The following is a 24,775-nucleotide window of genomic DNA, read 5'->3' on the forward strand; positions in this document are numbered from 1 at the left end:
ATACATAATTCTTGTGAATCATAAATGCCTTAGTGCTCATCTCAATAGACACATTATCCAACCAGATTGTGTACCCGGTCCATAACTGCCTTCTTCACTGCATTAAATTTCTTGTCACGATCAGCGGCATCACTGCCCTTGACCCCAAAATAGAATTTAATTTTGGGTTCTGTTCCGGACGGACGCAGACAGAACCATGCACCGTCGCTCAGTTTATATTTCAGAACATTGGATACGGGGAGTTCAATCGTCGACGTTGTACCTGCTACCACATCCACCGCTTCGGATTTCTTATAATCCTCGATCACTGCCACCGGAACACCAGCCACTTCAACAGGCGGCTGATTGCGGAAATCATTCATGATCGAGTTGATTTCTTCTTTACCGCTGATTCCTTTTAGCGTAAGCGATTCAAGTCCTTCTTCAAAATAGCCGTATTTCTTAAATACATCTTGAAGCGCGTCATAGAATGACTTGCCTTGCGACTTGAAATAGGCTGCAGCTTCGCAAGCAAACAGTGCCGCTTGAACTGCATCTTTATCGCGTACAAAGGAGCCGATCAGATAACCGTAACTTTCCTCATAGCCGAACAAGAAACTGTATTTGCCGCTTAATTCGTACTCGTGGATCTTCTCGCCGATGAACTTGAATCCGGTCAATGTATCAATCGTTGGAATGCCGAAAGCCTCCGCAATTGTCCGCCCGATTTCAGAAGTAACAATCGTCTTGACAACAACGCCGTTCTTCGGCAACAATCCTTTTTCCTGCTTCTGTGTAAGCAAATAGTTTAATAGGACGGCACCGGTTTGGTTACCCGTCAGAACAACGTATTCACCTTGATCATCTTTGACTGCAACACCCAGTCGGTCGGAATCCGGATCAGTACCGATCAGAAGATCCGCATCCAGTTTCTTGCCATATTCAATAGCGATTTTGAATGCTGCATGCTCTTCAGGATTCGGTGATTTTACCGTTGAAAATTCCGGATCTGGTTCTGCCTGTTCCTTCACAACCGTTACATTGGTAAAGCCCCAGTTCTTTAAACCATTAACAATCGGATGATAGCTTGTTCCATGAAGCGGCGTGTAGACAATCTTCAAGTCGGAGCCGACCTTTTGAATGACATCCGGATTAAGCGACAGCGTCTTTACCTTTTCTTGGTAAGCCTGATCAACTCTCTCTCCGACTACTTCCAGAACACCGTTTTTCTTCAGTTCATCAACATCCGCGACTTGCACCGCCAATTCATCCTCCACGGATGCGACAAAGCGGATCACTTCATCAGCCTCAGCCGGCGGAAGCTGACCGCCGAATTCATTGTATACTTTATAGCCATTGTATTGAGGCGGATTATGGCTTGCCGTAATCACAATACCTGAGAAAGCGTTTAAGAAACGCACGGCAAAGGATAAAACCGGTGTCGGGCGCAGTGCATCAAATATAAATGTCTTGATTCCATGAGCACCAAGCGTCCTCGCTGCTTCCAATGTGAATTCAGCAGAAAAATGACGCGGATCATGTGCAATTACAACGCCTCTTTTTACTGCTTCTTCCCCAGCATTAAGAATATAACGTGCCAAGCCTTCCGATGCTTTGCGGATCGTATAGATATTTAAGCGGTTTGTGCCCGGTCCGATTTCCCCACGCATACCGCCTGTTCCAAATTCAAGATTTGTATAAAAGCAATCCTCGAGCTTCGCAGAATCCTCAGCAATTACATCCAGTTGTTTTCTCAAGTCCTGATCCAAAGCCGCATCGGAATTCCATTTCTCATATACCGTTTTCCAACCCATGTGTTCACCCCATTTTAAGTTAAAGCTTTTCAGTTGATCATAAATAATTCCACTTACATTATATATCAAAACAGAAAAAAACGCTGTCATACCTTTTAAGCGGGAAAACAGAGCCTTCCCGTATAAAAATTTTTATGCTTTTTTTCTTAATTCAGGCGAAAAATAACGAATAAGTTTCTCCAAAGAAACATCCTGGAGTGAATTGAAGCTGCCGTCGACATGGCCGAATGGCATTTGCTTGGTGACGGCATTCGGGACGACAATGCAGTACATACCGGCTCGTTTTGCGGCAAGCGAGCCGTTGAAGGAGTCCTCAATCGCAATGGCTTCTTTCGGATTCACGCCAAGGCTGGTCAAAGATTTATTATATAATGCGGGGTCCGGCTTCACTTTTTGCACATCATCCGAAGATTTAATGCTCATGAAATAATCGGAGAGCCCCAGCCGGCTGAGATGCTTACGCGGCCAGTCGCCCTTTGAACTCGTTGCAAGCCCGATTTTCAAACCAAGCTCTTGCGCTTGATTCAGTACTGATTTAACTCCGGGAAGCACCTCTTCTCTGTCCACCAATTGATTAAATAAAGCGTAACGTTCTTCTTGAAAAGCTTCCCTATCTATCTTCACGTGGGCATGTTCTTCAAGGTAGGCCAGGGAGTCAAACCCGTGCTGTGTTCCGATTGCCTGGCTCCAAATGCTGAGCGGAAGCTCCACTCTGTATCGATGAAACATGTTCTGCATAACCAAATACATGAGTCGTTCACTATCTAAAATCACTCCGTCAAAATCAAACACAATTGCTTTAATCATCAAATACAACCCTTCTCAGTGGTCTCGTTTTCCATTTTAACATGTGCACCGTTTATTTCTATATTTGTCACAAATATTTATTAGAAAACTTGGCTTCGCCTAGCCTCTGACGAAGGCGAAGACTTAGTTGCACTTATACTATTTTCCTTAAAATCTAGTCGAGTAGGACAGCGATTCACATCTTCTGTCCCCTCACGGAACCGTGCGTGCGCTATTTACGCACACGGCTCTTCTTGTTCATGGTTCACAGAATGTAGCTCAGCTCCGACCGAAGTTGATAAATATTGACCTTGATTCGCGGTTGCGGCAGAGGGAAGCGTTTGAGAAATTGATTAAATTTTTCCCATGTGAACGATCGTTTCTGGCTCCTTCTGTTTAACCATTTATACAACAACCGAATCACCTGCAATCGAAAAGCGCTCACGCTTAGACTGTTATCGGTGATACAATAGTAGTTGTAATAGCCGGTCAATGACCTCTTGAGCCGATCCATGATGAAGTCAATCTCTTGGGTCCGATGGCCTTTCAGCCACTGCGAATAGGCTTTGAGTTTGGCACCCACTTTCTTTCGGCTGCTTTTCCTCTTGACTCGAAAATGTCCGCTTTTACTTTGCCCACAATAGTGGGTGAATCCCAGGAAGTCAAAAGTCTTTGGCTTCCTGTTTCCATTTCTCTTGGCATTTTCCTGAGCGAATCGTCCGAAAGGGATGATCCTCGCTTTCTCCTCCGCAAGCGCCAAGTTAAATTTTTCTAGGCGCCGCTTCAGATCGCAATAGAATCGTTGGGCTTCCTGTTTATACTGAAAACAACAGACAAAGTCATCGGCATAGCGCACCAGATAAGCCTGTCCCTGGCACTGTTTCTTCACCGCTTTCGTAAACCATAGGTCAATCACATAGTGCAGATAGACGTTAGCTAGGATCGGCGAGATCAGTCCGCCTTGCGGCGTCCCTTGTTCGCTTGCGTGCCAAGTTTCCTTCTCCATGTAACCCGCTTTTAGAAAACGGGCAATGAGCCTCAGAAAGCTTGGATCCTTGATCCGTAGCTTGAGAAAACGCATCATCCATTGATGGTCGACATGATCGAAAAAGCCCCTGATGTCCACATCAACAATGTAGTTCGTGTACTTCTTTTCAATGAAGACATTCAGGACTTTAAGTGCATCATGGCAGTTCCTATTTGGGCGGAAACCGAAGGAACAGTTAAGAAAGTCTTGCTCATAGATGGCATTAAGGATCTTCGCCAGACCCCGCTGAACAATTTTATCCTCATAGGCAGGGATGCCCAGTGGGCGTTTCTTCTTTGTTCCCGGTTTATCAATATATGTCCGCCGGACAGGGAGCGGCCGATAGCTTTTCTGCTTCAGGCGCTTATCCAGATCGGCAAGGTGTTCATCAAGATGTTCTTGATAGCTTGCCTTCGTCATCTGATCGATGCCCGCTGCTTTGTTTCCCTGCAGTTCCCGGTGACAGACCCTCAATTCCTCTACGCTCAATAAATGAGCCAGAGAGGTGAAGGCCATCTTCGGATTTTCCTTCGCTAGCTCTGCTATTCTTACCTGTTTTGTAGTCATCTCTACTGTCACCTCTGTGTGTGCCGATGTGTCCCAGATAAGATTCATAAACAAGGGAAAACACCTTCCCTCAACCGGCATTACCCGATATCATGGGTACTATGTGCTTCCTCCGACTTCCCAGCAGACATTTAACGTCCTTACATTTGATTGCTTGGTTCGCTATACTTTCTTTCGAAAGACCCGCTGGGATCTCCCGAGTTGCCGTACCTTATTGATGCTCAGCGTGCCATGGTCTCTGACCCCGGGGAACCCCCAGACCTCTTGCCTTAACGATGTCTGGCGTGTTGCCTTCTGGAAGTATAACGCCATCGGCATTCCCATTTCATAAGTTTTCGAGGCTCAATCCCTTCAACCACTTGGCTTACGGCCCACTGGCTCGCTGTCTACGCTTAAAAACCAAAGTTGCCTTTCGTTCTCCAAGACTCGCTACGGATGAGTGGCTAGCTCTTTTCCGACGGGCTTCCCACCCGCTATAAGGCACGACCTTGCTCGGTCGCTCTATACTTTCTTATAGTATAAGAAAAACCGAGCAAAAGCGCCCGGTCTTTAATCTCCAGCCATGTGTGATTGGTTTGTGTCTTTACAGTGTTGAATCATCGCTTCGGTTGCTCGCATCAACAGAGCACGACCGCGGGCGCACCGCGAGCCTCCTCAGACAAGCAAAAATCTGCGGGGTCTCGCTGGCACCTGATCCCGCAGGCGTCTCGCACCTCCGCTTTGATTCTCGGTCAAGACACTGGTTTATTCGTTTAAATATGGGGTAAAATCTTATACTTTCTTTACTTGTAAAGAAAAACTTGGCGTGGCCAAGTTTTTGACGCCGGCGGATCCTTAGCTTTTCTTATACTAGATACCGCTAATCTTTTAAGATTTTATTTTTTCATTTTGTTTTATAGGAACCTATTCGTATCCCGACCGCCAGCAGAAAATTATAGTCAATTGAACGGTCTTTGCTGAAAAACTGTCAAAGTTCTGATTAGCGCGCATAAACTAAATTAATCAACCCTCGAAGCAGCAGTCACGCATTGAACGACTCATTGTGCAAATTAAAGGAGGGATTCAAAATGAGTAACTTCTTGATATCCGAAGAAGATTGGGATTTAAACCAAAAAGGCGAACAGGATCAGCGCAGGCATTCTGAAAAGGTCAAGGAAGCAATCAAAAAGAACCTTCCTGATCTGATCAGCAGTGAAAATATTATCCTCTCAGACGGCAAAAAAATGACACAGATTCCGATTCGGTCTTTGGACGAGTACAAATTACGGTACAACTATGACAAAACGAAACATGTCGGTCAAGGAGACGGCAAAAGTAAAGTAGGCGATGTCATAGCCAAGGCACCAGGAAAACAGCAGGCACAGCAGGGTGCCGGTAAAGGTCAAGGTGCCGGCGATCGCCCCGGCATCGACTATTACGAAGCCAATGTCTCTATTATGGAAATCGAGAACCTCTTTTTCAAGGAACTGGAACTGCCTCATCTCAAAAGGAAACTGGAGGCGGATATAACCGTCAACAGCCTTGATTATCGGGATATTCGCCGTAAGGGGCTAATGGGTAATATTGATAAAAGGCGAACCATTCTATCCGCAATAAAGCGAAATGCCCGATCTGGAAAAGCACAAATCCATCCCATCCGTGAAGAGGACTTGCGTTTTAAGACTTGGGAAACGATTGTTAAGCCGGAGAGCCGCGCGGTCGTACTCGCACTTATGGACACCAGCGGTTCAATGGGGGTTTGGGAGAAATACATTGCACGCAGCTTCTTCTTCTGGATGAATCGTTTCTTGCGGACCAAGTATGAAAAAGTAACCATCCAGTTCATCGCGCACCACACCGAAGCGACAGTGGTGAGTGAAGAAGACTTCTTCACAAAAGGCGAAAGTGGCGGAACGATCTGCTCCTCCGCTTATATCAAAGCACTGGAGTTAATTCATTCATCCTATCCACCGTCAAAATACAACATCTATCCTTTTCATTTTTCCGACGGTGACAACTTATCGTCAGACAATCCGAAATGCACGCGCCTGGTCAATGAAATCATGGACATTACCGATTTCTTCGGATATGGCGAAATTAACCCTTATCACCGATCCAGCACCTTGATGAGTGCCTACCGAAGTATTAAAAATGAAGCCTTTCATTCCTTTATTTTAAAGCAAAAAAGCGATGTCTACCATGCGATGAAGTACTTCTTCCAAAAGGATCCGGAAAGCGAAGTCATTTAACCCTAGATACAATAAAAAGCGCCATTTCAGGCGCTTTTTTCCTGCAATCATCTCTATGACCGCATGGATTCCGTCCTTCGTTCAAGCTCATGAATGTTCACTCTTTTTCGCCCTCAGCCGGACGATAAATTCACTTCCGGACGGCTTCAGATCCTCAACCTGAATCGACCCTTCCTCCAATTCAACGAGTTCCTTCACAATCGCCAGTCCCAGGCCCGATCCACCCGGTTCCCTTGATCGCGATTTATCAATGCGGTAGAACCGGGTAAAAATCTTTTCTTTTTCCTCATTTGGTATAGACGGGCCGGAATTCTGTACATGAATAGATGAAAAATCGTGATCGCCGCAGACCTTTATTCTGATCCACCCGTCCACCGGCGTATATTTTCTTGCATTGCCTAATAATGACACCACAATTTGGTGAACATAGTCCTCATTCGCCAGTGCATACGTTTCATTCTCAATCTCTGCAGAAAATTCTTGAACGATGCCTCCCGCATAATCGTTAATGACATTGTTCACAATCATTGACAAATTAACTGTTTCTAGCGCTTTTGATCGTCTTCCCATCCGAGCGATCATCAGAAGCTGCTCAATCAGATTTTGCATGCGTTTTGATTCTTGATCAACAAAATGGATCGACCTCTCGATGACCTCAGGGTGACCGGTGCCATGACGCTGGATCAGTTCTACATGACCACGAATCGCCGAAAGCGGCGTCCTCAGTTCGTGCGACGCGTCAGATACAAAGCGCCGATCCCTTTCAATTAACTGATCCAACTGATCCATCAGCTGGTTAAAAGAAAGAGCAAGATCGTGCACTTCTCGCGGCTGGGGGGGGACTGGCACGCGCTTTTTTAAATTATTTGTTTCAGTAATCTGATTGATTAATGCCGTTACCTTCATGAGTGGTCGGTTTAGCTTCCGAGACAATTGATAAATGGCTAAAGAACCGATGAGCACACCTAATAAAGTACAGACAGCAAGCACTTTTATCATGACCACGATAAACTTCTGAATGCTGATCATTCGGACGTAAAGATCAAAGGTATAGCCATTATAGGAAAAATTGTGATGATAGATCGGTACAAATTTTTTCTTAAAGGCAACCGAAGAAAAAACGGACAGCTTGATTAAATAGTTGTTATTGTCGGTAATACTTTCACTACCCTTGGAATAAATCATCGTTTTGTCTGGGGTCTCGATATGTACATAGAAATCCGGATGTTGCGCATAAAGAATATTCTCAATGGAATCCGTCCAGTCCGGATGTTTCTCTCGTGACTCGACAATCAATTGTTTCTTTACATACTCAACTTCATGCTCCGTATCCTTGTACAGTTGATAGCTCACAACCGAGAGAACAGCCAGCCCGATGAATAAAACAGTGAGCAAAAGAATTAAAATATACCAGAAATTCATCTGAAAAAGTGTCGTTTGCTTATTGATTTTGTAGAATGACTTCATTGATCAATCCTCAACGCATAGCCGACACCGCGAATCGTGTGGATTAATTTTACCGGCTGATTTTGGTCAATTTTATTTCGCAAATAGCGGACATACACATCGACAATATTGGTTTGGCCCATGAAATCAAACCCCCAGACCTTCGAGAGCAATTCATCACGGGTCATCACTTTCCCTTCATTTTTCATTAACACTTCAAGAAGATCAAATTCCCGTTGTGTCAGGCTAAAGGTCTTGCTGTTGCGCTCAGCCGTCCGCTTCTCAATATCCAGCGTAAGATCGCCTACTTTGCATACATGGGAGACCGGAGCGGATGCATAGCTGTTTTTCCGCCTGATCGCCACGCGTACTCTCGCCAGCAATTCCTCAATATCAAATGGCTTGGTAATGTAGTCATCCGCGCCGCCATCCAACCCTGCCACTTTGTCACCGACATAATCGCGTGCAGTCATAATAATAATCGGAACAAGGCTTTTACTCCGAATCCGACGGCAAACCTCCAAACCATTTAGCTTGGGCAGCATCAAGTCAAGCAGAACAAGGTCCCATTGCGAGTCTTCTTTAAAGAACTGCTCAAGCGCTTGTTCCCCATCATAGGCTTCCTCCACATGATAATTCTCAAAGTTCAGTTCTGTAGAGACAAAGGAAGCAACACTTTGTTCATCCTCAACGAGCAATATTTTCGCCTTTTCCATAGCTAGCAGCCATCTCTTCCAATTTAAAATGTACGAACTCCGGCAAAACCGATTATTACTTTCATTATAGCGATTCAAACCATCCGCCGTAAGAAATACGAAATGAGATTTACATGAGAAAATTCTCATGATTTTTTCACATTAAATTTGTTACCCGGTAACAATTCAAGACTAACATGGTTCTTGTACGATGATCATTTAATTCATGGCATCCCCCAAAAAGCACGGTTGTTCAAACGTTCAATCGCTCCACCGTGCTTTATTTTTTAACAATCAATTATTTAGGAGGAAAAATAAATGGAAGAACCTATTTTGACCATTGTGGTCCCTTGTTATAACGAAGAAGCTGTATTAGACGAAACAACCAAACGTTTACGCACTGTATTGCTGCAGGCTTGCCGAGATCAGCTCATTTCTTTTAGAAGTACAATTCTGTTTGTGGATGATGGAAGCAACGACCGTACTTGGGAAATCATTGACAGCGCGGCACAAGAGAATCAGGAAATTACCGGACTGAAATTAAGCCGGAACTTCGGCCATCAAAATGCGCTCATTGCCGGCATGGAGACGGCAAGACCTTATTCAGACTGTGTCATTACCATTGATGCAGACCTTCAGGACGACGTCAATGCGATAAGAAAATTTCTCATCAAATTCCGTAACGGCTATGATGTTGTTTACGGCGTGCGCGACAAGCGCGATACCGATACCATGTTCAAAAAAAATACAGCACTGCTGTTTTATAAAATCATGGAACGCTTAGGTGTGAAAATGGTACCGAACCATGCCGACTATCGGCTCCTCAGCAGACGTGTGCTTGATGAATTTGTGAACTACCAGGAAGAAAATATTTTTTTACGCGGAATGATTCCATTGCTTGGATTTAAGAGCACCAAGGTATACTATAACCGCGCGGAACGCTTTGCTGGCGAATCAAAATACCCGCTGAAGAAAATGTTGAATTTTGCCATTGACGGCATCACCTCATTTTCGATCACGCCGATCCGAATGGTCACTTATCTTGGCGGAACGGTCGCAGGAATCGGTTTTCTGATCGGTTTGTATGCGATCATCCAACATGTTCTCGGTCATGTGGTGACTGGCTGGACATCTATGATTATCTCGCTTTGGACGATCGGCGGCATGCAGCTCATCGCAATCGGCGTCATCGGAGAATATATTGGGAAAATTTTTAAGGAAACGAAGCACCGCCCTCGCTACATTGTTGAGAAGCGCTTGTTGTCGAATGAATCATTCGTGACGAAGGCGCTCTGAGTCAAACAATAATTAAACCGGAAAGACTTTCTTTGGACATGCGGCGGATGCCTGGTCCAAAAAGAGATGGGATGTGGCGACTATTTCACGTGTAAAACGAAGTCTGATTTATTTGTTCAGCATCGCGTTTACCAGTTGTTTTCTAGCAGTGCTCGCGATTAGCTTTTTTTATCCTTTGATTTTCAATCATAATCAAGGGCTTTTGACAACGGCACTGTCGCTGGCTCTGTTTGCATTCATCGTCGTTTTATTTTTTATCGCATTTTTCCGCTGGATCGGTCGCTTGACCGACCGAACCGTGAAGAAAATAAGCGGTATCCTTTTTCTTCTCATGCTGCTGTTTGAAGGCGTGCTGATCGTCACGTTCCATACGATCATTCCTCCGATCATTGACGGTGGACATACGTATGCTGAAGCACTCTATTTACTTGCACATGGGCATGCCTCAAGCAGTATCTATTTTAAAATATATCCAAACAACATACCGTTCACACTGCTTCGTTACTTTCTGTACAGCATGTTCAGTTTTGTTCACTTTTCGAGTTACATGTTTATCGATCGCTTGTTTTGTGCCTTGACTTTGGATGCAGGCATCTTTCTATCTTGGAAACTGATCCAAAAAAAATTCAATGATCAAACTGCATGCCTATTTCTCGTGATTACGCTAACCTGTTTGCCGTTATTTCTCTATACAATGTATTTCTATACAGATACGGCAGCAATCACATTTCCTGTCCTGCTGCTCTATCTTTGGCATCTCTATACACGTTCATGGAAAATACACTATATTCTTTTATTAGGCATTGCACTAGGAGTCGGTGAATTAATCCGGCCGAATCTAATTCTTTTTCTCCCTGCTTTAGGTATTTACATGTTTCTTGTTCTGAACTGGAAAAAGGCATTGATCAACCTTGCTGTCATCGGTATCTTGATCAGCTCAGTCGGATTCGCTTTCCAAGGGGTTGAACGTCATTTTGGCTATGTCCAGGATCCTTCGTTGTCGATGCCTTCAATCCACTGGGTAATGCTTGGATTATCTCGTGACGGAGGCTATAACGCGCATGATTATCAGCTCACGCGGAAGCAGCCTGATCCTGCTCTGAAAAAACAGCTGGATCGTCAGCAGATTGCTGATCGGATAAAAAAAGATGGGACCGGCGGACTTATCTACCTTTGGGCCGTCAAAACCGCAAGGACTTGGGGAGTAGGTGCACACGGTTATTATTGGTACACACATCTTTCCAGTCATCCTACAAAAGCGTACCAGTATCTGTTTAATCATAAAAATCAGGTAACGATTTATATCATTCAAGTGTTTTACATTGTCACTATTTTCTTACTGATTCTTTCGGTGTTGCGCTATTTTCGCACAAAAAAAGCCGACATGTATTTATTGATCCAGATCTGCCTGTTTGGTAATTTTATCTTTTATGTTTTTTTCTGGGAAGCAGAGCCGCGTTACAGTCTGCTCTTTACACCCTACATTCTCCTCGGTGCCGTTTACGGATTTAATGAACTTATGTATTTGCTAAGAAGTGGCGCCCGTCAAACTGATCGTGAGAAACGGATTGGAAAAGGGTTCAGAATCATGCTTGCCGGAGGCCTTCTCGCAGCGGTATACCTTTGCGCATCTGCAGGTTCCTATGCCTATACTCAGGCTCAGTCCCCGCAGCGCAGTTACATTGTCGATCAGCGCTATTCACCCGGCAAAAAGGGAATTGCTGTGGACGCGCATCACTCTGTCGCTCAGACATTTTTTGCATCCGACCAATACAATCGTATTTCCTTTGGCATACGCGATGTTAAGGGGAGCGCTGCGTATCGTCTCTCGGTCACAGATACAAGTTCTAAGCGGATCCTTTTCACAAAAACATTTGCACCGTCAGGCAAGGATCGCAAACAGGTGTTTCAACTAACTCATGCATCGGTTGGAACCCACAACCGAATCGACATTACACAAATAAAGAAAAAACCAGGATCAGCACTTATTTTGACAATGAGCGGATTTGGTTATGAACAACGCGATGCCTATCCAGGCGGATACTTAATGCAAAATGGCGTTAAAAAAGGGGAAAAAGACCTTAAGTTTGCGGTATACCAGGTTGCTGACGGTCCTTACTTGAGCAACAACAGCTACGGATTATTGTTCTCCATTCCTGCTTTAATGCTGCTCATGTATATCTATATTGCGCTCACCATGAATCAGAATGAATCGGACGGAACCTCTGCATTGAGTGCGCGTTCGCAGAAAATGGCAACAAAGCAAGGTATTTAAATAGTAGTGATCAGAAATAAAACCAGCAGGTCGTGAGGAACGAGTGTCCTCATTCACCTGCTGGTTTCTTGCTTTTTCATAAACGCACTCATGATCGATCTTGCAAATTATTTCGAGCAGCAAAGCCGCTAGTTGCGATGAATGACGCCAAAATGGTTGAGCGGCCAATAACGCAGATCCACTTTGCCGACGACCTTTTTCTCACTGACAAAATGGAACACGCGACTGTCTGTACTGTTTTGGCGATTGTCACCCATCACCCAAAGCATTCCCTTAGGAACTCGTTCCTTGCCGGTCAGTTCTTTCAAAGAAAAATTCCAAGTCAATTGTCCGGCCAACATACTGTTTTTCTTCTGCTTCAAAAACGGTTCGTCAACCGGTTTGCCGTTCACATATAATTGATCATTCGTATAGCGGATCGTATCCCCCGGCAGACCAATGACACGTTTCACATAATCATCCGTCTTTGTTGCATGAAAAATCACCACATCAAACCGTTTAGGCTGCGCTATTCGGTAATTCACTTTATTGACAATTAATCGGTCTCCATTATATAAAGTCGTCTCCATTGACGGACCGTCCACAATATAATTACCCAATATAAATGTCCGTACAATAATGACGATCAGCACAGAAAGCGCGATCGCCCTGAACCAGGCAAATGTTTCACTTCTTTTTTTTCTTTGACGCATAGCTGCAACGACTCCCGACTATCATCATTCTCTAGAAAACCTTTAACCATACCTTTTTTATCCGAGCACTGACACCTTTTCTTAACTAATGTACACGAATCGATGAACGATCACAAGAAACCGTGCTGCTTGTCCCAATAATGGATAAGTAAAGAAGCGCCGATAAACCGATCGGCGCTTGATAACTTATGGTTCGAATCAATGAATCGCAATTTCTTGCAAAACCGACCACTTATCGAACGGCCAGTAACGAACAGAAACTTTGCCAACCACAGAGTTTTCATTTATAAAACCGAAATAACGGCTGTCCTCGCTGTTTTGGCGATTGTCGCCCATGACCCAAAGCTTTCCTTTCGGCACATGGACTTTGCCGGTCTTGGACTTTAGGCTGAAATTCTCTGTAAGCTGCTGTCCTTGTGGGAGATCACTCTTATATTGCTGAAGGTAAGACTCATCAACCGCCTTGCCGTTTACATAAAGCTGATCGTTCTTGTAAGAGATTGTATCTCCGGGCAGCCCAATGATTCGTTTTACATAATCTTCAGTACTTGTCGCATGAAAAACAATAATATCGAAGCGATGCGGCGCACCAATGGAATAACCGATTTTATTGACAATCAGCCGGTTGCCGTCCTGCAACGTCGGCATCATTGATTCGCCCCGCACAATATAATTGCTGAAAATAAAATGGCGAACGAGCAATGCGACTAGAACCGCAATGGCAATCGCTCGAATCCAACTCCACAGTTCTCTCTTTGTTTTACTCATTGACTCGCGAGTGTCCCTTCTTGATTTGCCGCTCAATCCCAGTTCATGAATCATTGATCACGATTCTCAACGATTAAGCAGACTGCCTACATATCTTAGTAATTCGTTCGCCGATGTTGAATTATAGCCGTATTCGTCCACAAGTCTGGCAATAACTTCATTAACTCTTTTTAGCTGATCTTCATCCGGTGTCTTGCTTGACGTCGTGATTTTTACTACATCTTTCAGATCTGCGAACAGTTTTTTCTGAATGGCTTCTTTTAAGCGCTCATGTGACTTATAGTTGAAGCGCTTGCCTTTGCGCGCATAGGCGGAAATACGAATCAGAATTTCTTCTCTGAAGGACTTCTTCGCATTTTCAGAAATGCCGATTTGTTCTTCTATAGAGCGCATCAACTTCTCATCAGGATCGACCTCATCACCAGTGATTGGGTCAAAAATCTTGTTGCTGTTGCAGTACGCTTCGACATTATCCAGATAATTGTCCATAAGCGTCTTCGCCGACTCTTCGAATGAATAAACGAAAGCCTTCTGTACTTCGCTCTTTGCCAATTCATCGTATTCACGCCGTGCAAGCGCAATATATTCCGTATAATGTGCGCGATCCTCGTCAGAGATCGACGCATGCTGATCCAATCCTTCTTTAATCGAACGAAGAATATCCAATGCGTTAATGGAGGGAACACCTTTCTTAATAATTGCTGAAGAAATTCGGTTAATGACATAACGCGGATCAATTCCGCTCATGCCTTCATCGGAAAATTCATGCTGCAGTTCTTTAATATCTGCCGCATTATAGCCTTCAACAATTTCGCCGTCATACAGACGCATTTTCTTAATCAAATCAATCCCGCGGCTTTTGGATTCCTTCAACCGAGTCAGAATCGAAAATGTAGCCGCCGTCCGCAAAGCGTGCGGCGCAATATGAACATTCGCAACATCACTTTCGGAAATCAGTTTTTCATAAATCTTTTCTTCGTCACTGACCTTTAAATTATAAGGAACCGGCATCACAATCATACGTGAGTGGAGTGCTTCATTTTTCTTGTTGCTGATAAAGGTCCTGTATTCGGTCTCGTTCGTGTGCGCAATGATCAGTTCATCTGCGGAGATCAACGCGAACCGACCGGCCTTGAAATTGCCTTCCTGTGTCAGCGACAGCAAATGCCATAAGAATTTCTCATCGCATTTCAGCATTTCCTGAAATTCCATAAGTCCGCGATTGGCTTTATTCAGTTCTCCATCAAAGCGGTAGGCACGTGGATCGGATTCCGATCCATATTCTGCAATCGTTGAAAAATCAATGCTTCCTGTCAGATCGGCAATATCTTGAGATTTCGGATCGGAAGGACTAAAGGTGCCGATACCGACGCGCTTATCCTCAGAGAGAAAAATTCGCTCAATCGGCACATCTTCAATTTGACCGCCGTATTCCTTCTCAAGGCGCATAGCGTTCAGCGGCGAAAGATTCCCTTCGACACGAATACCCGTCTCTTCAAAGAAATCCTCGCGCAGATGAGGCGGAATTAAATGAAGCGGGTCCTCATGCATTGGGCAATCCTTAATGGCATAAAGTGCTCCTTCATCCGTCCATGAATATTTTTCCAGTCCCCGCTTAAGCATTGTCACAATGGTCGATTTACCTCCGCTGACCGGCCCCATCAGAAGCAAAATTCTCTTTTTAACATCCAAGCGCCGCGCAGCCGGATGAAAGTACTCCTCGACAAGACGTTCAATTGCTTCATCAAGGCCGTATATCTGTCCGTCAAAGAAGTGGTAGTGCTTATGTCCATCCTTCTCCGAAACACCGGCAGAAATGATCATCTGATAAACTCTGGAATGCGCGGATTGTGCGATCATCGGATTCTTCTTCACTAGTTCCAAGTAGTCTGCAAACGTGCCTTCCCACTTCAGCTGTCCCTCATAGTCGCGGAATTGTTTCAGTTTATCAAGAAAGTTCATTGTATCCCCCCTAGAAAAGATTCACCAATGCTTCCACCCATGTATTTAAGTGTATGCGGTCGGTCGGTAATCTTTCATGGAAACTACGAACAGATACAGAAACAACGTGTCACAAGAGTATGGAAAGGCCTACAGAAAAGTAAAAAATTAGAGCTTTATTTTTTAAAATTCAAATAGTCATTAACCTTTTTTTCTAAATCAGGATAATCCGGGAAATCGCTGCTGACGCAGAGCTTCATAGACAATAATTGCAGCAGAATTAGATAAATTGAGCGAACGAATGGCTCCGGTCATCGGTAACCGAACACAGCGATCTTGATAGGCTGCCACAAATTCTTTTGGAAGTCCGGTTGTTTCACGGCCGAAGAAGAAAAAGTAGTCTTTACTTGGATCGCTGTAATCGAAAGCGTCATAAGGTCTGCTGCCGTCGGTTTCAACAAGATAATACTCACCTTGCTGATGCTTAGAAAAGAAATCATCAAGTGAATCATAATAATGAAGATCGACCGATGCCCAATAATCAAGGCCGGCGCGTTTCAAATGCTTGTCGTCCGTAGAGAATCCCAGCGGACGAATCAAATGGAGACCGCTATGTGTTCCGGCACAGGTTCGTGCGATATTTCCTGTATTCGGCGGAATCAACGGTTGATAAAGAACGACATGATTACCCATTTCAGACACTCCTATACGTGTTCAGACGACTTCTCAGCCGCTTTGTGAGATCAAATTTTTGCATTGAAAAAAGGCCGGGAGCACCGACCCTCATAACCTCTTATAATAGGGTTTATTATAGCACATCTTGAACCATGAATTTACACGTGATCTTTAATATGGAAAAATTTATAACGGATATTAGCAGTATATGCAGGTGAATCTGTATATGGCCAAGGCCTGTGATATGCATCATAAGTATGCGCATTCACCAGTGGTTCTCCGGACGCATCCATTGCCGTAACCATCGTGTTATGGTTCCAACGACCGTCACCTTCGAAATCATAACAAATGACATCGCCAGGTACCAATTCGCTTGCCTGAGCGCGTTCAATTGCGCCAATCACGCCGTCCGGCTTGCTTAAATACATACACAAACTGTTAGCCACTGTCCAGCTGAAACTCCAGTTCGTCTGTACCTGCCACCATCCCCTGTTTCGGATCGGATTGCCCCACATTCGGATGCCACCTTCATGTAGGCATTGTGAAATAAAATTGGTACAATCATCGCTGACTATCGGATAGTGTGGATTTCGGCGATTCCACCATAAATCGGCATAGCGGACAGCAGCCAGCCGATCATAGCTCCGCGAACGGACATCGGCAGGAGCCAAATCACCCGATTCGCGCGGCAACGGCTGCTCCTCTCCTGCTGCCAGAGGTGCTAATGTGTCGGAGACAAGACGGCTGCTCCGAACAACAGCTTGCCGATCTTCCAAACGTTCTTCAAGAAAGAAATCATTCTGCTTTTTAATCAGCCACTGAGTATGCAAAGAATAGTCAATAACCAAATCCTCACGCTTGTCCTTCGTTTGCACATTTTGCGCTTGAACAACCGCATGCTCGATCTCAGCCTGCTGGTCATTGAGTGCTTTCGTTTTATTCATCAGACGCTTTAATTCTTCAGGCGCTAATGCCATCTTGTGTGGATCAGCATTGCCTACCCAATAGTCGCCAAGCATGGTCAAATGGTTCTGAAATGCATTTTTCCAGTCCACGCTAATTCCCCGTTTCAACATGATTTCGTTATCATTTATTTATGCGTAATGTAACGAAATCATGCCGTGCCTGCTTCATTTAGCCGATACTGCAACCCCTGGTCTTTCTAAATTTAATAAGAACTGCTTTACCTCGATTCCGCCGCCATAGCCGACAAGCGAACCGTTTGCTCCAATCACACGGTGACATGGGACAACAATGGGAATCGGATTGCGATTATTCGCCATTCCAATTGCGCGCACCCCTTTTGGATTTTGCACAGCACACGCAATATCCTTATATGACCGGGTCTCTCCAAAAGGAATTTCCGACAATGCTTTCCATACCTTGCATTGAAATTCTGTTCCTTTCATGAGCAGCTTTAACGTGAATACTTTTCTTTTCCCATTAAAATAGTCATCCAGTTGCCGAGCTGCCTCCGCGCATTGTTCTTGATCCTTTATGAGAACTGATGGAAGTTCATGCTTTTCTGCCCATTGTCTTAGCCGGGATTCATTTTCTTCAAACGATCCAAAATCAATGCGGCATAGTTGATCTTCATAGACAGATAATGTCAGCGCTCCGATCGCCGTTTCCATTTCATGAACGGCGAGATAATCGTTTTGATTCATGTATGAATCTCCTTTTGTTCATTTTTGGGTCACTCGTTTTGAACGGCCGGAACAAGTTCGACGAGTGATCGGTTGGGCTGCTCCGTAAAAAGAGCATCATGTGAGATGACCAGCACAATTCTTCCTTTTTCAACCAGCTCGTTAATCAAGCGACAAACAATATGTTTATTGTTCTTATCTAGAAAATTGGTCGGTTCATCAAACAGGTAGACACTTTTATTCGTGCTCAAATCATGGCTCATTTGTGCAAGCTTCTTTTGGCCATAGGATCCGTTACTGAGCAAAAGGCGGCCGTATTCACTAATGATCGGCTCAGCGGGTACGTAAACAAAGTCCGAAGTTTCTCTGCTTCGTGATTTCCCATTGATTTGAATCTCTCCATGATAACGGCTGCTCAGGCCTAAGATCGATTCGATCATCGTCGTCTTCCCGCATCCGTTTGCTCCGCGAATGAGATAAAGCGAGCCGGGTACAAAAATCTGATTAATAGGAGCATGTAATGCTTCTCCATACTCGTTTAATCCAATATAACTGCGTAATTGAACCGAATCGATGGAAACATCTGAGCGTTTCTCGACTGGAAGCTCAAGAAATCGAGCAAAATTCGTCAGCACAGGCTTAGTCGCTAAATAATCCTTGCGAATGGTGGCAAAGAATTCTGCCGGGTCCCAAAAGCGCGATGTATACAGCTCGATGGCTGACAAAGCGCCGATTGTCATGCTTCCATGATAAACAAAATAGGCACTCAATAAAGTACTCAGTAGGATCACTCCATTAAGCATACCGTAGGATAAAAGATTATCAAAGACAGCCTCTGTCTGGATCTTCTTTTTCATATGAATCTTGTACGAACGGATCCATTCCGATATCGGCTTGAGTTGTTTGTTCTCTAAGAAGCGTTCTTCCTTCGTTAAACGGTATTGATCAGATTCATAATCTTTAAGCTTCTCCATGTCATGAACCGTTCGTTCTGTATTCTCTTTCATGGTATGCGCAAAACGAAGCGACAAAAGCAGGAAAGTAGGAATGGCTAAAGTTACAACGAGGGTAACGGGAAAGGACAGTGACACCATACAGAGGATTATCCCCACAATGTAGAGTGCATTAACGACAATTGAAAGTGGAACTTGAAAAATAAAGCGTTTCACTAGTTCATAGTTCTGACCCATAAATTGCTGCAGACTGCCTTGTGAGACGTGATTGTCTCTGAGGTTAAGTTGTTTTATTTCGCGATCAAGCGTTGAGAAAATCGATACAAAGGCTTCCCTTGTTCCGAAGCCTTCCGCCAAATCAACCGCATAGTTCAATAGCTGTGTGAGGATATAGAAGACAATTGATAATGCAACATAGATAAGCAGCTTATGAAGATTTTTCTCGACCAATGCGTCAATCATTTGCATCGTCAAGATCGGTATCATAAGAAAAGCGAGTCGATGAAGAATAAGAACCATAAAATTGATGAAAAGTGTTTTTCGGGAAATGTAGTGAATAAATTGGAACATATGGAACACCTCTTGGTCATTCCCAGATCATACTTATTTGGGAGGACAAATTTCACTGTCACAATCCGAATCGTGACGATTAATTTTTACCATTGGATCCATCCCTTTATTTTTAATTAACGCCATTATAACACAGCATTTTGACGCGAAATTCACGATTTTTATGCTACACTAAGATTAAATTGTCACTCAGGAGGCGCGTCATGTCTGATGTTTCGATCTCTTCTCAATTGAAAGAGGCAGTGACCGATTTTAAGATCGGCGTTATTTATTATCCGGCGATTGTCGTTAGCGACTTGCCGCCGCTGATTGGCGATCGTCTGCCCTTGTACTATGAAAACATTCAACTATCCTTAAACGAACATCCTGTGAGTGAGATTCCAGGCGTCAAGGAATGGAGAGGAATCTTTAAAAAGGCGGGTACAGATCCGTCGCGTTACCGACCATCTCAGGAAGCGCTGCTGCGAAAAATAAAAAAAGACGGTGCACCGCATTTTGTAAACTCAGCGGTTGATCTGCTCAACTTTTTCAGCGTTCAGTACGGTATTCCTATGGGCTTATACGATATGGCAAAGCTTCACAGTCCTATTCAAATAAGGATTGGTACCGATGAAGATCACTATGACGGATTAAACGGCCGGACCATGCATATGAAAGATAAAATTGTATCCGCGGACATCGTCGGGGCATTTGGAAGCCCGATCGTCGATTCAAAACGAACCTGTGTGACCGAACAGACAAAACAAGCCTTGCAAATTGTTTATCTGCGCCCCTCAATGGACAGCGATGAAGTGCGTCAATTGATCACAAAAATGGCGGAAATGTTTACGCAGGTACATGGCGGTACCCATGAATTAAAATTGATTCAATAGAATATAGTTTTAGTGACTGCCCGCAAGGAGGGACTACAATGAATTCAGATTTATTCAGCGTTGATTACTTTAAAGACGCACTGCATCTGCAACTAAAGAAAAATGGTGATATACAGACACCTGTTCAAACGATGAACAGCTACTATCACACCGTTGTTTCGGCAATCATTCAAGATCGGATTAATAAAAACTTCGAATTGATGCGTCGAATTCGCAATTTAGATGCGGCTTATAAGGAAGTAAAAGAAGAAGTCTCAGCGCAGCAGCAAATGCAGCAGCAGTAAATTTTTCTCAATTTGTGCAAAAAAGATCGCCAAGCATCGGAAATTGCTTGACGATCTTTTTTCAACTATTTATTTAGCTGCTCGAAAGCCTGCCTTCACAGCGTCATTTCGATTCTTAAAACAAATCTCTGCCTTCGTCACCTTATAGTATCGGTCGGATGGCATGTGATATATTTTCCCTCGAGACGAGATATTGCCCTTAATCAAGCCGCCGCAATCGCCTGCTTGATTTGGCGTACTCTGACCTTCTACCGAATTTTCGGCCACTGCTGTGCTTGACGATTGATTGCTATTCTTATGTATTTCGTCGTATGCCGCCGTTCCCTTCATAACTTCCGGATGAAAGCCATTCGCTTCGGCATATCCGTTTACCGACCAAATACCGATGTTCTTCGCTCGTGCCTGATTCTCTACCGATCGATACTGGTCAATATATTTGGTGTTTGGCGGATAGACATAGGCGACCCGTGCCAGTCCGCTGGCCAGCTGAAGTTCTTCAAACGACTTACCATCAACAAAGACATAAGCAAGCAGCCGTCCGTACTTATCACGACCGCCATCCTTGGCAAGTTCAAGCGTCACGGTTTTCCCATCAAGCAGCCGATGTGCCTGTGCGCTTGCCTCCGGTCCGTAGGGCTGAACCCCTAACTTGGGATGATGGGTTTCCGGTGTGTCAATCAACAGGACCCTGACTGTGGTTATTTTCTTTTGATAAAGCACTTGAAACGTATCGCCATCGACAACTTTAGTTAGTTTTACGGTGACACCGTGCTCAGGCTTTTCGCTGTTACTTACTGCTATATCTGATGAATCGTTGACTGATGCGGCAGTTTCACTTGATGAATACGCCGAATCCGAACTTGATACAGCAGCCGTACTTGTTGAGCCTGCATTGTTCGACGTTTCACCGTTGCTGAGTTCCGCACATCCGGAAAGAAGGAACAGCGACAGGAGCATCATCATGAGCACATAGCTTACTCCGCGCCAACTTAAACTATTTCTTTTCATTGCATTCACCTATTCTTTTTGGGCATAAATTGAGCGGCCGCTGTAAAAAGAGGCCGCTCAATGGACGATTGCCGCCTCACAAGCGGCAAATATTCAATGGGCAGCGATCTTCACAATGACAGATCGCCTTAATATAATCCAAGTTTTTGATGACAATAGATCCATGATAATAATCAATAGCTCCATCATTCTTCCAAGCTTGGAGCATCCGGTTCACAGTCTCACGTGTCGAGCCAATGAGCTGAGCCAAATCGGTGTTCGTCAAACTGATGGTGTAATGAATACCGTCTTCATCCGAACGGCTGTAGCCATGGATCATTCTCAGCAAGGTAGAGGCAAGTGCGCCGTTCTTCCCATAGAAGATCAAGTCGCGCATTTTAATTTGAGTAAATTGGCCCAGCATACCGATCCATTTCATAAATTCAAACGACATCCCTGCATTCGAGAGCAGCAGCGGCTCTAACTCTTTCTCAGAAATGATTCCAATCTTGCATTCAGTAACCGCCGCAGCTGTGAACAAATTTTCGGCACTACCGAAGCAACCGATCTCACCAAACAGATCGCCTTCCATAAAGTAGTGGAGCACCAAATCTTTTCCATCGTACGCGGATTTAAATAATTTAACGCGTCCTTCAAGCACATAATAGAGTTTGTCGGCAGGGTCTCCCTCCCAGAAGACATTCGTGCCTTTTTTAAATGTCGACACGGTCATCACTGACTTCAGCGACTGCATGCTTTGCTTCGAGAACATGCATGTATTGTTCAGACCATTCTGATTCAAACAAGCGAGCTCTTCCATCATATCACGCCCTTATTTTTACTATCAAACATCTATAATCAATAATTATCTTAGAAACAAGAAAAACCAAAATTGCTTTTTCCGAGAATTCCTGCCTTTTCTTCTTTCATTATACAAGAGATTTTCTTAATTTAGCGTGAAAAGTGTGACGGAAATCATACAGCTTTTAAGAAGTATGCGCTTTCTATTTTTTTTACAAAGAAAGAAAGCATAAAATTTTCGGATTAATAACAAAGTAGGAAACTAGACACGAAAACGCGAGACTCCTGAGGGTGCGGCTCTGTTGATCGCGTGCCAGTAATGAGACCCCGCAGATAGGATTTATGTATGAGGAGGCTCGCGGTGCGCCCGCGGCAAGCGAGCGGCTGAAGTGTCACTCAAGTTATAGGATTAATGGATCAAGGCTGCATTTGGAGTAAAGGAACTTTCGTATGTAAAGGAGTAAAGGAACTTTCGCTAAATATGCATACGTCCTGTATGCAACGCGAAAGCCATCACGTCCTGCAGAGGTAAGGACCGGGCTTGCCCGGTTTTTCTTATTGACCAGATTAATCAAGTATTAATCCATGACATTCTTCGACTATTTGAATGGGATCTGAATAAGAAAGGCTATTACCATGTTATAATGAAAGAAAATGGGTCGATTATGATTATGATCAACGTGAGAAAGAGGGAACAAATTTGGCAGAATTAACAGCCGGCATGATTACAACCCTAGAGGTTTCACATAAAGCACCTTTTGGCTATTTTCTCAGTGACGGCGGAGATCAAGAAGTCCTTCTCCATGAGAATGACGTGACCCGCTCATTAGGCGAGCATGAAAAAATCTCCGTATTTCTCTATCAGGATCATCAAGGACGAATCGCAGCAACGATGACGCTTCCCACGGTTCGTTTTGATGCCTTTGATTGGGCAACCGCCGTTTCTCTGCATAAAAAGTACGGCACTTTTCTCGACATTGGCATTAACAAGGATCTTTTGCTTTCCAAGGACGATATGACGTATGAATGGGAAAGCTGGCCGCAGCCCGGCGATCGTGTGTACTGCAGCTTGAAACTGGATAAGAAACAGCGCCTTTTCGCAAGATTAGCGGATGAAACGGAGATCCGGAGAATTTCCATTCCGGCGCCCGAGAAACTGCAGAATAAAAATGTACATGCCACCATTTACCGCCTTGTTCTGGACGGAGCCCATGTACTGACCGATGAAGGATATATCGGATTCATTCATAACGCAGAGGTCAATGGAACCATCAGATTGGGACAAGCATTCGATTGCCGAGTCATCGATGTGAAGGAAAACGGCAGCCTGAACCTTTCCATGAAGCCGCGCAGTTACGAAATGATTGAAGGAAACTCCGAGAAAATCATCGCTTATATGAACAGTCGCGATGGGGCCATGCCTTATTGGGATAAAAGTCTTCCTGAAGACATCAAAAAGAGATTCGGTATCAGCAAAGGCGATTTCAAGAAAGCCCTTGGCCAGCTGATGAAAGAAGGCAAGCTGTTCCAAAAAGACGGCTGGAGTTATTTAAAACAAGAGGAATAAAAAAAAGGCCTGATCAGGACATCTGTCCTGACCGGGCCTTTTTGCATGTCACGCCACAGCACGCCGACGTTCCATGAGCCGATGATAGATGATGCCAAGAAAATAACTGACCGCATCAAATGCGACGATAAAGAAGCTGACCGGTGCATTGGTATAATAACCGGAAACAAGACCGAACCAAACGCTCAGTACAGCAATCAGTGAAGAAAGAAGGATCATTCCAAATATGGACTGAGTATAAAGTCTGGCGGCTGCAGCAGGCACGGTCATTAACGAAAAGACGAGTAGTGCGCCGACGATTTGAATCGTCACACTGGTTGCTACAGCCATAAGCAGTAGAAAGCCAATCGAAATCCAGCGGATCGGCAATCCGGCAGCTTGAGCTCCGACCTGATCAAAAGAATCGAACTTGAGCCAGCGGTAACCTGCGCATAGAGCAATCAGTACAAACAAGGTAATGGCAACAATCTGCCAAATGTCCTGCAAATCAATGCCCACAACACTTCCAAACAGCAAGGTGCGCGAATAATTTCCTTGAATGTTCCCCAGCGACAAAAATAAAATACCCAGGCCAAGTGCCAAGCTGAGAATGACACTGATCGATGCATCTCGTCGAAACATTCGTACCCCCATCTGTCCGACACCAACAGATCCGGCTAATGTAAAAGCAAGCAAACCCACTAGCGGGTCAATACCGGCATAAGCCGCAAATGCAGCGCCGGCAAAGCCGATGTGAGAAATGGTGTGTGCAACAAATGAGAGCGAACGTGCAATAATGAAAACACCGATCACACCGCACATGATTGCAATGAGCGTCCCCGCGATAAATGCGTGCTGCATAAAGTCGTACTGAAACATCCTTTTCCCTCCATATTAACCATTACGAAGAACTGCTTCTCCTATATA

At 44.4% G+C, this 24,775-nt stretch carries 21 protein-coding genes; 6 read left to right on the top strand and 15 right to left on the bottom strand.

Translation table 11 applies throughout. The features are described 5' to 3' along the window. Nucleotides 1–53: 53 nt before the first annotated feature. From AC6F33_RS12495 to ltrA, 3 genes are all read right to left on the bottom strand, one after another. Nucleotides 54–1,793, bottom strand: coding sequence for a phospho-sugar mutase (locus AC6F33_RS12495; RefSeq protein WP_500777180.1), 1,740 nt, complete (start codon nt 1,791–1,793; stop codon nt 54–56). Between the two features lie 132 nt (nt 1,794–1,925). Then, nucleotides 1,926–2,600, bottom strand: a complete 675-nt coding sequence (locus AC6F33_RS12500; protein ID WP_480948491.1) for an HAD family hydrolase — start codon at nt 2,598–2,600, stop codon at nt 1,926–1,928. 244 nt (nt 2,601–2,844) lie between these two features. After that, nucleotides 2,845–4,221, bottom strand: coding sequence for a group II intron reverse transcriptase/maturase (gene ltrA, locus AC6F33_RS12505; protein WP_480947509.1), 1,377 nt, complete (start codon nt 4,219–4,221; stop codon nt 2,845–2,847). 1,019 nt (nt 4,222–5,240) lie between these two features. On the opposite strand from ltrA, the gene yhbH reads away from it, so the two are divergent. Beyond that, on the top strand, nt 5,241–6,401 hold the full coding sequence (gene yhbH, locus AC6F33_RS12510; protein ID WP_500777181.1) for a sporulation protein YhbH: 1,161 nt from the start codon (nt 5,241–5,243) through the stop codon (nt 6,399–6,401). 87 nt (nt 6,402–6,488) lie between these two features. Here yhbH and AC6F33_RS12515 read toward each other — a convergent pair whose 3' ends face one another. Both AC6F33_RS12515 and AC6F33_RS12520 read right to left on the bottom strand, forming a co-directional pair. After that, entirely contained in the window at nt 6,489–7,868 is a 1,380-nt protein-coding gene (locus AC6F33_RS12515) for a sensor histidine kinase (protein ID WP_500777182.1), read from the bottom strand. Further along, on the bottom strand, nt 7,865–8,563 hold the full coding sequence (locus AC6F33_RS12520) for a response regulator transcription factor (protein ID WP_255749680.1): 699 nt from the start codon (nt 8,561–8,563) through the stop codon (nt 7,865–7,867). The genes AC6F33_RS12515 and AC6F33_RS12520 overlap by 4 nt, the downstream gene beginning before the upstream one ends. A gap of 297 nt (nt 8,564–8,860) precedes the next feature. On the opposite strand from AC6F33_RS12520, the gene AC6F33_RS12525 reads away from it, so the two are divergent. Both AC6F33_RS12525 and AC6F33_RS12530 read left to right on the top strand, forming a co-directional pair. After that, nucleotides 8,861–9,838, top strand: coding sequence for a glycosyltransferase family 2 protein (locus AC6F33_RS12525; RefSeq protein ID WP_255749679.1), 978 nt, complete (start codon nt 8,861–8,863; stop codon nt 9,836–9,838). A gap of 73 nt (nt 9,839–9,911) precedes the next feature. After that, nucleotides 9,912–12,113 carry a glycosyltransferase-like membrane protein gene (locus AC6F33_RS12530; protein ID WP_255749678.1) on the top strand — a complete coding sequence of 734 codons (2,202 nt, stop codon included), beginning with the start codon at nt 9,912–9,914 and terminating at the stop codon, nt 12,111–12,113. Nucleotides 12,114–12,241: 128 nt separating this feature from the next. Here the strand turns inward: AC6F33_RS12530 and lepB (AC6F33_RS12535) are convergent, their stop codons facing one another. The 7 genes from lepB (AC6F33_RS12535) to AC6F33_RS12565 form a co-directional block, all read right to left on the bottom strand. After that, nucleotides 12,242–12,805: a signal peptidase I gene (gene lepB / locus AC6F33_RS12535; RefSeq protein ID WP_500777183.1), complete on the bottom strand. Its 564-nt coding sequence runs from the start codon at nt 12,803–12,805 to the stop codon at nt 12,242–12,244. A 198-nt stretch (nt 12,806–13,003) separates the two neighbouring features. Further along, nucleotides 13,004–13,573, bottom strand: coding sequence for a signal peptidase I (gene lepB / locus AC6F33_RS12540; RefSeq protein WP_480948494.1), 570 nt, complete (start codon nt 13,571–13,573; stop codon nt 13,004–13,006). Nucleotides 13,574–13,639: 66 nt separating this feature from the next. Then, nucleotides 13,640–15,535, bottom strand: coding sequence for a PrkA family serine protein kinase (locus tag AC6F33_RS12545; protein WP_255749676.1), 1,896 nt, complete (start codon nt 15,533–15,535; stop codon nt 13,640–13,642). Nucleotides 15,536–15,733: 198 nt separating this feature from the next. Next, nucleotides 15,734–16,207 carry a tRNA (cytidine(34)-2'-O)-methyltransferase gene (locus AC6F33_RS12550; protein WP_255749675.1) on the bottom strand — a complete coding sequence of 158 codons (474 nt, stop codon included), beginning with the start codon at nt 16,205–16,207 and terminating at the stop codon, nt 15,734–15,736. Between the two features lie 140 nt (nt 16,208–16,347). Beyond that, nucleotides 16,348–17,244, bottom strand: coding sequence for an amidase domain-containing protein (locus AC6F33_RS12555; protein WP_255749674.1), 897 nt, complete (start codon nt 17,242–17,244; stop codon nt 16,348–16,350). Between the two features lie 75 nt (nt 17,245–17,319). Beyond that, nucleotides 17,320–17,856: a methylated-DNA--[protein]-cysteine S-methyltransferase gene (locus AC6F33_RS12560; RefSeq protein WP_255749673.1), complete on the bottom strand. Its 537-nt coding sequence runs from the start codon at nt 17,854–17,856 to the stop codon at nt 17,320–17,322. Between the two features lie 29 nt (nt 17,857–17,885). Further along, nucleotides 17,886–19,358, bottom strand: coding sequence for an ATP-binding cassette domain-containing protein (locus tag AC6F33_RS12565; RefSeq protein WP_255749672.1), 1,473 nt, complete (start codon nt 19,356–19,358; stop codon nt 17,886–17,888). Nucleotides 19,359–19,561: 203 nt separating this feature from the next. Between AC6F33_RS12565 and AC6F33_RS12570 the strand changes: the two genes are divergently transcribed. Both AC6F33_RS12570 and yvfG read left to right on the top strand, forming a co-directional pair. Then, nucleotides 19,562–20,230 carry a B3/B4 domain-containing protein gene (locus AC6F33_RS12570; RefSeq protein WP_500777184.1) on the top strand — a complete coding sequence of 223 codons (669 nt, stop codon included), beginning with the start codon at nt 19,562–19,564 and terminating at the stop codon, nt 20,228–20,230. 38 nt (nt 20,231–20,268) lie between these two features. Then, entirely contained in the window at nt 20,269–20,514 is a 246-nt protein-coding gene (gene yvfG, locus AC6F33_RS12575; protein ID WP_255749670.1) for a protein YvfG, read from the top strand. A gap of 69 nt (nt 20,515–20,583) precedes the next feature. Here the strand turns inward: yvfG and AC6F33_RS12580 are convergent, their stop codons facing one another. Both AC6F33_RS12580 and AC6F33_RS12585 read right to left on the bottom strand, forming a co-directional pair. Continuing rightward, on the bottom strand, nt 20,584–21,522 hold the full coding sequence (locus AC6F33_RS12580) for a thermonuclease family protein (protein WP_255749669.1): 939 nt from the start codon (nt 21,520–21,522) through the stop codon (nt 20,584–20,586). A gap of 76 nt (nt 21,523–21,598) precedes the next feature. Beyond that, on the bottom strand, nt 21,599–22,324 hold the full coding sequence (locus tag AC6F33_RS12585) for a Crp/Fnr family transcriptional regulator (protein ID WP_500777185.1): 726 nt from the start codon (nt 22,322–22,324) through the stop codon (nt 21,599–21,601). Nucleotides 22,325–23,002: 678 nt separating this feature from the next. Between AC6F33_RS12585 and AC6F33_RS12590 the strand changes: the two genes are divergently transcribed. Next, complete coding sequence (locus AC6F33_RS12590; protein WP_255749720.1) at nt 23,003–23,869, top strand: CvfB family protein; 867 nt, start codon at nt 23,003–23,005, stop codon at nt 23,867–23,869. 48 nt (nt 23,870–23,917) lie between these two features. Here the strand turns inward: AC6F33_RS12590 and AC6F33_RS12595 are convergent, their stop codons facing one another. Further along, complete coding sequence (locus AC6F33_RS12595; RefSeq protein ID WP_255749719.1) at nt 23,918–24,727, bottom strand: metal ABC transporter permease; 810 nt, start codon at nt 24,725–24,727, stop codon at nt 23,918–23,920. Between the last annotated feature and the right edge of the window lie 48 nt (nt 24,728–24,775).

The sequence above is a fragment of the Sporolactobacillus sp. BBK16-2 genome (assembly GCF_059878335.1).

Excerpts from the sequence above, each read along its gene's own strand:
- AC6F33_RS12495 (WP_500777180.1), bottom strand. The coding sequence starts at position 1,793 with ATGGGTTGGAAAACGGTATATGAGAAATGGAATTCCGATGCGGCTTTG.
- AC6F33_RS12500 (WP_480948491.1), bottom strand. The coding sequence starts at position 2,600 with ATGATTAAAGCAATTGTGTTTGATTTTGACGGAGTGATTTTAGATAGT.
- ltrA (WP_480947509.1), bottom strand. The coding sequence starts at position 4,221 with ATGAATCTTATCTGGGACACATCGGCACACACAGAGGTGACAGTAGAG.
- yhbH (WP_500777181.1), top strand. The coding sequence starts at position 5,241 with ATGAGTAACTTCTTGATATCCGAAGAAGATTGGGATTTAAACCAAAAA.
- AC6F33_RS12515 (WP_500777182.1), bottom strand. The coding sequence starts at position 7,868 with ATGAAGTCATTCTACAAAATCAATAAGCAAACGACACTTTTTCAGATG.
- AC6F33_RS12520 (WP_255749680.1), bottom strand. The coding sequence starts at position 8,563 with ATGGAAAAGGCGAAAATATTGCTCGTTGAGGATGAACAAAGTGTTGCT.
- AC6F33_RS12525 (WP_255749679.1), top strand. The coding sequence starts at position 8,861 with ATGGAAGAACCTATTTTGACCATTGTGGTCCCTTGTTATAACGAAGAA.
- lepB (WP_500777183.1), bottom strand. The coding sequence starts at position 12,805 with ATGCGTCAAAGAAAAAAAAGAAGTGAAACATTTGCCTGGTTCAGGGCG.
- lepB (WP_480948494.1), bottom strand. The coding sequence starts at position 13,573 with ATGAGTAAAACAAAGAGAGAACTGTGGAGTTGGATTCGAGCGATTGCC.
- AC6F33_RS12545 (WP_255749676.1), bottom strand. The coding sequence starts at position 15,535 with ATGAACTTTCTTGATAAACTGAAACAATTCCGCGACTATGAGGGACAG.
- AC6F33_RS12550 (WP_255749675.1), bottom strand. The coding sequence starts at position 16,207 with ATGGGTAATCATGTCGTTCTTTATCAACCGTTGATTCCGCCGAATACA.
- AC6F33_RS12560 (WP_255749673.1), bottom strand. The coding sequence starts at position 17,856 with ATGAATCAAAACGATTATCTCGCCGTTCATGAAATGGAAACGGCGATC.
- AC6F33_RS12565 (WP_255749672.1), bottom strand. The coding sequence starts at position 19,358 with ATGTTCCAATTTATTCACTACATTTCCCGAAAAACACTTTTCATCAAT.
- AC6F33_RS12570 (WP_500777184.1), top strand. The coding sequence starts at position 19,562 with ATGTCTGATGTTTCGATCTCTTCTCAATTGAAAGAGGCAGTGACCGAT.
- yvfG (WP_255749670.1), top strand. The coding sequence starts at position 20,269 with ATGAATTCAGATTTATTCAGCGTTGATTACTTTAAAGACGCACTGCAT.
- AC6F33_RS12580 (WP_255749669.1), bottom strand. The coding sequence starts at position 21,522 with ATGAAAAGAAATAGTTTAAGTTGGCGCGGAGTAAGCTATGTGCTCATG.
- AC6F33_RS12585 (WP_500777185.1), bottom strand. The coding sequence starts at position 22,324 with ATGATGGAAGAGCTCGCTTGTTTGAATCAGAATGGTCTGAACAATACA.
- AC6F33_RS12595 (WP_255749719.1), bottom strand. The coding sequence starts at position 24,727 with ATGTTTCAGTACGACTTTATGCAGCACGCATTTATCGCGGGGACGCTC.